Raw genomic sequence first — 8679 nt, 5'->3', positions numbered from 1 at the left:
CGCTAGAAGGCTTTACCCGCCCTCGCACGTTTTCACAAATGATTGAATTCATGACATCTCTGGAATTCGCTGCGCACATTCTAGACCCGCCGCACACCACCCCCCGTCCACGGTCGTCCACGGCCGTCCGCGGTCAGACGATGCCCTCGGAGATCTCCGACTGCTCGCGGGCGTTGCCGTACGCCTGCGGTGTGCTGTACGAGCTACGGGCCACGTACCACCACACCGTGGCCAGGACCAGCACCACGGCCAGGGCGATCACCGCGTAGTTCATCGAGTCGACGGTCACCGGGTTGGACTGCGGCAGACAGAAGAGCACCGTGACCACGGCCACCCACACCACCGCGATCCAGCCGATCGGCTTGCTCCAGCGGCCCAGCGTCCAGGGTCCCGGCTCGAAGCGGTCGCCCGCGCGCAGCCTCAGATAGATCGGGATGGCGTACGCGGGGGTGATACCGATGACATTGATGGCCGTCACGGCGCCGTACGCGGTCGTGGAGTACAGGGACGGCACGGCCAGCAGGCACGCGACGACGACGGAGAGCCAGACCGCGGGGACGGGCGTCTGGGTACGGCTGCTGACACGGCGCCAGAGCGCGGAGCCCGGGAGGGCGTTGTCGCGGCTGAAGGCGAACACCATCCGGCTGGCCGCGGCGACCTCCGCGTTGCCGCAGAAGAGCTGCGCCACGATCACCAGCAGCAGCAGCGCGGTGGCACCGCCGGTGCCGAGGGCGTCGATCAGGATCTGCGCGGGCGGCACGCCCGTGTCGCTGTTCCGGGTGCCCGCGTAGTCCTGGATCGCGAAGGTGAGTCCGGCCAGCAGCGCAAAGCCGGCGATCCAGGAGACCCAGATGGCGCGGACGATACCGCGCGCCGCCGACACCGAGGCGTTGGAGGTCTCCTCGGAGAGATGCGCGGAGGCGTCGTATCCGGAGAAGGTGTACTGCGCCAGCAGCAGACCGATGGCCGCCACATAGACGGGGTTCTCCCAGCCGGTCTCATTGACGAACTCGGTGAAGACGAACGACGGCGACTGGTGGCTGTCGGGGATGATCGCGAGAGCGCCGACGATGATCGCGACACCGGCCAGATGCCACCACACACTGATCGAGTTGAGCACGCTGACCAGGCGGACGCCGAACAGGTTCAGGGTCGCGTGCAGCAGCAGGATGCACATGAATATGACCATGGTCCAGCCGGGCGTGGGGTCGAAGCCGAACTGGAGATTGAGGAAGGCCCCGGTGAAGAGCGCGGCGCCGTAGTCGATACCCGCGATCGCGCCCAGCAGTCCGAGCAGGTTCAGCCAGCCGGTGTACCAGCCCCACTTGCGTCCGCCCAGCCGGTCGGCCATGTAGTACAGCGCGCCCGAGGTGGGGTACGCGCTGGTGACCTCGGCCAGTGCCATGCCCACGCAGAGGACGAAGAGACCGACGCCCGCCCAGCCCCAGAGCATCACCGAAGGGCCTCCGGCGCCCATGCCAAAGCCGTACAGGGTCATACAGCCGGAGAGGATGGAGATGACCGAGAAGCTGATCGCGAAGTTGCCGAAGCCGCCCATACGGCGGGCGAGGACCGGCTGATAGCCCAGCTCCCGCAGTCGCTGCTCTTCGTCCTTCTGCGGCACGAGGTCGGCCTTCGACCACGTTGGCGGGGAAACGGACACGGAAGTACCTCCGGTGGGAAACACACCTGTAGGAGTCGGGACAGGAATCGTGCGGCGGTGCTGGTACGGATGCGGTGCGGTGCGGGCGGAGCCGTGCGGTGGGTACGGTCCCGGGGGAAGCGGCTCAGCCGGACGGTCCGTTCCGCCCCTCGCGCACGGCGCCGAGGCACCGGCCGCGGGCACGGAGGAACACGTCCTCGGCCTGTGCCGCGTCGCCGGGACTCCGCGTACGGTACGCCCACGGCAGCGTCGCGTAGAAAGGGCCCAGCGCCTCGAACACCCGGGCCCCCGCGTCGAATTGGAGCGCCCCCCACAGGGCGTGCGCGAGATGGTTCAGATCGAGCAGGGACGCCTCGGCCAGGGCCGCGTGGTCGAACCAGAGACGCAGGGCCCGCAGGGCGTCCCGCGTCGCGTCCTCCGTCACCCAGTGCAGATCCAGGGCCTTCTCATGGCCGTTCTCCCGGCGGTAGCGCTCCACCCGCACATAGAGCGGCAGTACGTGCAGGGCGGAGCCCTCGTGAGCCGCCGAGGCCGCCCACTGCACGAAGTTGACCGCCTCGGAGAGCGATCCGTCGGCCCGCCGCGCGTAGACGAACTGGAGCATGCGGTGGTACGCCTCGCGGTTGAACGGGTCGCGTTTGTCGGCCTCGGCCAGCAGGGCCCAGGGACCGGGGAACAGCATCGGCCCCGGCGGGGCGAGCCGGTGCTCCTCCATCTGCTGCTTGCCGTCGAGCTGGGCCAGCGCCAGCAGGCACACCCAGGGCACCGGGTCGGCCGGCGCGTGGCGCGTGGCCGCGCGACACGCCTCCCATGCCTGCTGCCACAGTTCCTGGGTACGCGGATGTCCCTCACGGTGGGCCCGTACGGCGCGCTCGACCATGACGCGCGTATGCATCACGGTCGCGGCGAGGCTCCGCGGTTCCTCGGTACGCCAGGCCTGTACGGCGTCGGAACCGGCGGCCACGGCGGCGAAGACCTGGGTCCGCTGCGTCCACAGTCCCCAATCGGTCGTCTCGGCGAGGAGGTTGCGCATCGCGACCCAGCGTCCTGTGCGCAGATCCTGTACCGCCGCGCGCAGTTCGTTGTCATGACCGGCCGGGTGGTACACCGGGCGGAAGTGATCGCCCGCCATCAGCTCGGCTCCGTCCGCCGGGGGCGGGACGGCCGGGCGGGGGAACCTAGCACCAGACCTCCACTCCCGTCCCTGGCGGCCCCTGGACACGGGCATGACACACACGGATGGCGTCCAGGAACCCGGACGTCCCATGGGCCGTACATGGCCGGGCACGACCGAGGAAATATCCGGCTGAACATATGGTCGTCATAGATCCTCTAGGACGGTGGGGGGTGGAGCGAGCGAACCAGGGAGCGTCACGCAGGTACGGACCTGTCGTGGCCGCGGGCAAGGGCGAAACCGGTCAAGGATGCCTGTCGCCGCGGCGATCAGTGTAGGGGCCGGAGTGACCGTGCTCGAACACTTTGCTGATCTTTCGCAACTCTCCGTTGATCAAGGCGGGTTGTGCCCTTCTCCGGGCCGTTGCCGGAGCGCTCCACGGATGGCGGAAGCGTGCCCGCCGGCAGCGGCGCACGGACGGCCCGGGGAACCCTTGACGCCCGCTCTGACCTGCACCACGCTTTCGCTCAGCGATCACGTCCCAGCAGCGGAAGGCCCCACACGCCCCGAAGAGCCCCGAAGAGCCCCGCCCCGGCGGACCCCTCGACGTCCTGACCGGTCCGAAGCCGTCGAACTCACCGAATTCGCCGGAGAAAACGCCGAAGCGACCGAAGACAAGACCCCTGACACAAGGAATCGGGACATGCCGCCAGTCCACTACTCGCCCCAGCCACGCGCCGATTCGGCCACCCGGCCGGTGCTCGCCATCGATCAGGGCACCTCGTCCACCAAGGCTCTGGTCATCTGTCCCGAACGAGGGGTGATCGGCAGCGGATCGGCACCCGCCCCGCCCCGGTACGGCCCGGACGGACTGGTGGAGATCGATCCGGCCGTACTGCTCGGCTCCGTCCTCGACGCGGGACGCGCGGCCCTCGCGGACGCCGCGGAACCGGTCGCGGCCGTCGGTCTGGCCAACCAGGGCGAGACGGTGCTCGCCTGGGACCCGGCCACCGGCGCGCCGCTCACCGACGCGATCGGGTGGCAGGACCGGCGCGCGGAGTCCCTCTGCGCCGAACTCGCCCCGCACGGGGAGCGGTTGCGGCGGCTGACGGGGCTTCCCCTCGATCCGTACTTCGCCGCGCCGAAGATGGCGTGGATCCGGCGCCGGCTGACCCGCGAGGGCGCCGTCACCACCAGCGACTCCTGGCTGATCCACCAGCTGACCGGCGCGTTCGTCACGGACGCCGCGACCGCCGGCCGCACCCAGCTTCTCGATCTCGACCACGCCGAGTGGTCGTCGGAGGCCCTTGAGATCTTCGGACTGTCCGACGAGCCGCTGCCCGGTGTCGTCGACACGGCGGGGGCGGTCGGCACGACCAGCGCCTTCGGCGGCGAGCTCCCGCTGACCGGGGTGATCGTCGACCAGCAGGCCGCGCTCCTCGCGCAGAGTGTGACCGAACCGGGCTCCGCCAAGTGCACTTATGGCACGGGGGCGTTCCTGCTCGCCCAGACGGGCGACCGGCCGCGCCGGGGCACGACGGGGCTGGTGAGCTGTGTCGCCTGGCGGCTCGGCGGCCACACCAGCTACTGCCTCGACGGGCAGGTCTACACGGCCGCGTCCGCCGTGGGCTGGCTGACCGGTCTCGGGGTCATCTCGGGGGCGGCCGAGCTGGACGCGGTCGGCTCCTCCGTACCGGACAGCGGCGGGGTGACCTTCGTACCGGCGCTCGCCGGACTCGCCGCGCCATGGTGGCGTGGCGATCTGCGCGGCTCGATCAGCGGTCTGGGACTGGACACCGGTGCCGGGCATCTGGTGCGCGCGCTGTGCGAGGGCATCGCCGCCCAGGTCGTGGAGCTGGCGGACGCGGTGGCCGTCGATCTCGGCGAGCAGCTGACGAGTCTGCGGGTGGACGGTGGTCTGACGCGGTCCTCGCTGCTTATGCAGACGCAGGCCGATCTGCTGCAACGGCCCGTCGAGGTCTCCGCGCTGCCGGATGTCACGGCGCTCGGGGTGGGCGCGCTCGCGCGTCTCGGTCTCGATCCGGAGCTGACACTCCGTCATGTCGTGCCGGACTGGAAGCCCTCGGCGGTCTACGAGCCGCGGATCGGCCCGGCCGAGGCGGCCGACCGTCTCGGCGTGTTCCGCGCGGCGGTGACCGCGCTGCTCGACCGTACGCCCCCGCCCGCCGCCGCCATGGGGCACTGAGCGCCGCGGCCCCGCCCCCGGCACCGGACATGAACCGGTCCGGCGCCCATGCCCCCGCCCGGCATCGGGGCCATACCGAGTCCCTCACCACCCCCCTCACCACCCCCGTCGCCACCTCCCTCACCACGTCCCTCAGCGAGTCCGAGCCCGGAACTGGAGCATCATGGCTGTCACCACCTCCGGAAGTCTGCCGGACGAGGTGTACGACATCGCCGTCATCGGCGCGGGAGTCGTCGGTACCGCCATCGCGCGCGAACTCGCCCGCCATCCGCTGCGTGTCGCGCTGGTGGAGGCGGCCGACGATGTCGGCGAGGGCACGTCCAAGGCCAACACGGCCATTCTGCACACCGGTTTCGACGCCGTGCCCGGCTCGCTGGAGTCCCGGCTGGTACGGGAGGGACAGCGGCTGCTGGCCGCCTATGCCGCCGAGGCCGGTATCCCCGTCGAGCCGGTCGGCGCGCTGCTCGTCGCCTGGGACGACGAGCAACTGGCCGCCCTGCCCCGGCTGGTGGAGAAGGCCGAGCGCAACGGATACCGCGAGACCCGGATCATCGGCGCGGACGAACTGTACGCCCGCGAACCATGTCTCGGGCCCGGCGCGCTCGGCGCGCTCGACGTCCCCGGCGAGAGCGTCATCTGCCCCTGGACGACCACGCTCGCGTACGCCACCCAGGCCGTCCGCGCCGGCGCCGATCTGCATCTCAACTGCGCGGTGAGACGGGTCGACGCCGGATCCCCCCATGAACTCGGCACCGTCCGCGGGCCGTTGCGTACGCACACCCTGATCAACGCGGCGGGACTGCGCGCCGACGAGATCGACCGGATGCTCGGCCATGCCGACTTCACCGTGAGACCCCGGCGCGGTCAGCTCATGGTCTTCGACAAGTTCGCCCGCGATCTGGTCCGTCATATCCTGCTGCCGGTGCCCACCGCGCTCGGCAAAGGAGTGCTGGTGGCGCCGACGGTCTACGGCAATGTGCTGCTCGGGCCGACCGCCGAGGACCTGGAGGACAGGACGGCGACCTGCTCCACCGCGGAGGGGCTGGCCTTTCTGCGCGAGCGGGGCGGGCGCGTCCTGCCCGCGCTGCTCGACGAGGAGGTCACCGCCGTCTACGCGGGGCTGCGCGCGGCCACCGAGGACGACGACTACCAGATCCGCCACCACCCCGAGCAGCGGTATGTGACGGTGGGCGGCATCCGCTCCACCGGGCTGACGGCGTCGATGGCGATCGCCGCGCATGTGGTGGAGCTGCTCGCCGGCGCGGGCCGGGAGCTGGGTACGCCACGGGACCATGAACCCGTGCGGATGCCGAATATCGGCGAGGCGTTTCCGCGCCCCTACGAACGCGCCGATCTGATCGCGGCCGACCCGGAGTACGGCCGGCTCGTCTGTCACTGCGAACGGGTGTCCCGGGGGGAGATCCGGGACGCTCTCGCCAGTACGATCGCGCCCAGCACTCCCGAGGGGCTGCGGCGGCGCACCCGCGCCCGGGGCGGCCGGTGCCAGGGGTTCTACTGCGGGGCCGCCGTACGCGCCCTGCTCGCCCCCGGGACGACCGGCGCCTCCGCCGCTTCCGAGGGCGGCGGACCATCCCCGCGGCCGGAGGTCGGACCATGAGCGCGACGACTGACCGGGACGGCTTCCCCGTCCCCGGACCCGACCGGCGACCGCGCACGGTCGATGTGCTGGTGATCGGCGCGGGCCCGGCCGGTCTGGCGGCGGCGGCCCGGCTGGCCGCCGCGGGCGCCGGCACGGTCGAGGTCGTCGACCGCGAGGAGCAGGCAGGCGGTGTCCCGCGCCACTGCTACCACTCGGGGTTCGGGTACCACTCGGGGTTCGGGCCGCGCGAGCTGTGGCGCCCGATGAACGGCCCCGCGTATGCCCGCCACTGGTGCGATCTGGCGACCGGCGCGGGCGCGGTCCTGCGTACGGGGGTCTCCGTCACGGGCTGGGCGGGACGGCTCGGACGGAACGGCCGCGGGGACCCGGCGGGGAGCCCGGGTCCGCTCGGCGTCGACACCACGGGCCCGGAGGGACTGGAGCGTCTGACGGCCGGGGCGGTCGTCCTGGCCACCGGCGCGCGCGAACGGCCCCGCAGCGCACGACTCGTGCCGGGGACCCGGCCGGCCGGTGTGTTCACCACCGGTGAGTTGCAGCAGGCCGTCCATCTCCACCGTCAGCGGGTGGGTCTGCGGGCGGTGGTCGTGGGCGCCGAACCGGTCGGCTACTCCGCCGTACGCACCCTGCGGGGCGCGGGCGTCGAGATCGCCGCGATGGTCACGGACCAGCCGCGCCACCAGACCTCCCGGGTGTCGGGGCTCGGTGCCCGGCTGCACCACCGTGTCCCGCTGCTCACCGGGACGACGGTGACCGCACTCCTCGGCCGGGGCCGGCTCTCGGGTGTCGCGCTGCGGCACACGGACGGCAGGACCACGACCGTCGCCTGTGACACGGTCGTCTTCACGGGTGACTGGATCCCCGACCATGAACTCGCCCGGCTCGGCGGTATCGCGCTGGACCGGGGCACCCGGGGCCCGGCGGTCGACACCGCGTTCCGTACGGCCGCGGCGGGGGTCTTCGCCGTCGGCAATCTGCTGCACGCCGTGGAACCCGCGGGCACGGCCGCCCGGGAGGGCAGGCTGGTCGCGGGGCCCGTGCTGCGCTATCTCGCGGACGGCGGCTGGCCCGGCCGCCAGGTGCCGGTGGAGGTCGACGCGCCCCTGCGGTGGGTCGCCCCGAACCGTATAGACCCCCATGGCCCCCGCCCGCCGCTGGGCCGGTTCACCCTCCGTACGACCGCGACGGCCGGCCGGCTGTCGACGCTGGTCGTCACCCAGGACGGCCGTCTCCTGCACCGCGAACGCCTCCGCGGGGCGGCGGCCCCCAACCGCCCCCTGTACGCCTCCGCCGACTGGATGGACCGTGCGCGCCCCGGCGGCGGCCCGGTCGTGATCTCGGCGGGCTGAGGACACCGCACGGGCCGTCGTCAGAGGGTGTCCGATCCCAGGACCGACGCGAGGAACCCGGCGCGCCGGGCCAGCGAGGTGAGCCCGGCCGCGCGGGCCACCGGGAGAAGGACCAGCGGATAGCAGTCCGAATCCATGTCGAGCATCGCGAGCGCCGTGCCCGCTTCGAGGTGGAGCCTGCCGTAGTGGGTCAGAAAGGCGAACGTGTCGCGCGCTTCCGCGTCGTCGTCCGCCGCGTCCGTCCCGCCTCCGTCCGAGAGGGTCCACGGATCGGTGGACGGACGGGATTCGAGGGCCCGGACCTGGCGTCTGATCTCCTCGCCGTCCTCCTTCCAGTCGACCTCGGCGAGCAGGCCCCGCGCCGTCAGCGCGTCCACGAGCGCGATCCACGCGAGGTCGTCGGTCGGCTCGTCGATCCCCCGGTCCTCCAGCCGCCGGGCATACGTCCGCACATAGGCCTCCGGGTCGTCGTACGCGAACAGGACCTCCTCGGCGACGGCGGGGCGGCCGGGGGCGAGGAGCTCCGCCAGCTCGGCGAGCGCCTCGGCGGTGGGTGTCGTGCGCTCCGGCATGACGGCGTCTCCTTCTCCGGATCGGCTCAAGGGCATGGACTCACAGGGCACATGGGCTCGGCGAGCACACGGGCTCAGGGGCCCGACGCCGTAGCGCGCCGTTCCCGTCGAAGACTCTGCCACGGGGGTACGACAACGGACCGGCACACGGCGCCGC

At 72.0% G+C, this 8679-nt stretch carries 6 protein-coding genes; 3 read left to right on the top strand and 3 right to left on the bottom strand.

From position 1 onward, the window contains the following. Nucleotides 1-133: 133 nt before the first annotated feature. Nucleotides 134-1663 (bottom strand): amino acid permease, encoded by a 1530-nt coding sequence (locus ACWGDX_RS33960; RefSeq protein WP_453631896.1) that lies wholly within the window; start codon nucleotides 1661-1663, stop codon nucleotides 134-136. A gap of 124 nt (nucleotides 1664-1787) precedes the next feature. Continuing rightward, entirely contained in the window at nucleotides 1788-2795 is a 1008-nt protein-coding gene (locus tag ACWGDX_RS33955; protein ID WP_365904236.1) for a hypothetical protein, read from the bottom strand. A 685-nt stretch (nucleotides 2796-3480) separates the two neighbouring features. Here ACWGDX_RS33955 and ACWGDX_RS33950 point away from each other — a divergent pair. The 3 genes from ACWGDX_RS33950 (at nucleotide 3481) to ACWGDX_RS33940 (ending at nucleotide 7950) form a co-directional block, all read left to right on the top strand. Beyond that, the gene (locus tag ACWGDX_RS33950) at nucleotides 3481-4983 is read left to right on the top strand and encodes an FGGY family carbohydrate kinase (protein ID WP_453631894.1); all 1503 of its coding nucleotides are present in this window, start codon (nucleotides 3481-3483) and stop codon (nucleotides 4981-4983) included. Nucleotides 4984-5146: 163 nt separating this feature from the next. Continuing rightward, on the top strand, nucleotides 5147-6601 hold the full coding sequence (locus ACWGDX_RS33945; RefSeq protein WP_453631892.1) for an FAD-dependent oxidoreductase: 1455 nt from the start codon (nucleotides 5147-5149) through the stop codon (nucleotides 6599-6601). After that, a complete protein-coding gene (locus ACWGDX_RS33940; RefSeq protein WP_453631890.1) occupies nucleotides 6598-7950 on the top strand; it encodes an NAD(P)/FAD-dependent oxidoreductase in 1353 nt (450 codons plus the stop codon). The genes ACWGDX_RS33945 and ACWGDX_RS33940 overlap by 4 nt, the downstream gene beginning before the upstream one ends. 20 nt (nucleotides 7951-7970) lie before the next feature. On the opposite strand, the gene ACWGDX_RS33935 is transcribed toward ACWGDX_RS33940, so the two are convergent. Next, nucleotides 7971-8522: a DUF6630 family protein gene (locus ACWGDX_RS33935; RefSeq protein WP_453631888.1), complete on the bottom strand. Its 552-nt coding sequence runs from the start codon at nucleotides 8520-8522 to the stop codon at nucleotides 7971-7973. Between the last annotated feature and the right edge of the window lie 157 nt (nucleotides 8523-8679).

This window comes from Streptomyces sp. NPDC055025 (assembly GCF_053608565.1).
The sequence above is the reverse complement of the archived record's forward strand: the minus strand, read 5'-3'. Positions and strand labels throughout refer to the sequence as shown.

Bases quoted from the DNA above. Each gene is read 5' to 3' on its own strand.
- ACWGDX_RS33940 (WP_453631890.1), top strand. From the start codon at position 6,598: ATGAGCGCGACGACTGACCGGGACGGCTTCCCCGTCCCCGGACCCGAC.
- ACWGDX_RS33950 (WP_453631894.1), top strand. From the start codon at position 3,481: ATGCCGCCAGTCCACTACTCGCCCCAGCCACGCGCCGATTCGGCCACC.
- ACWGDX_RS33935 (WP_453631888.1), bottom strand. From the start codon at position 8,522: ATGCCGGAGCGCACGACACCCACCGCCGAGGCGCTCGCCGAGCTGGCG.
- ACWGDX_RS33955 (WP_365904236.1), bottom strand. From the start codon at position 2,795: ATGGCGGGCGATCACTTCCGCCCGGTGTACCACCCGGCCGGTCATGAC.
- ACWGDX_RS33945 (WP_453631892.1), top strand. From the start codon at position 5,147: ATGGCTGTCACCACCTCCGGAAGTCTGCCGGACGAGGTGTACGACATC.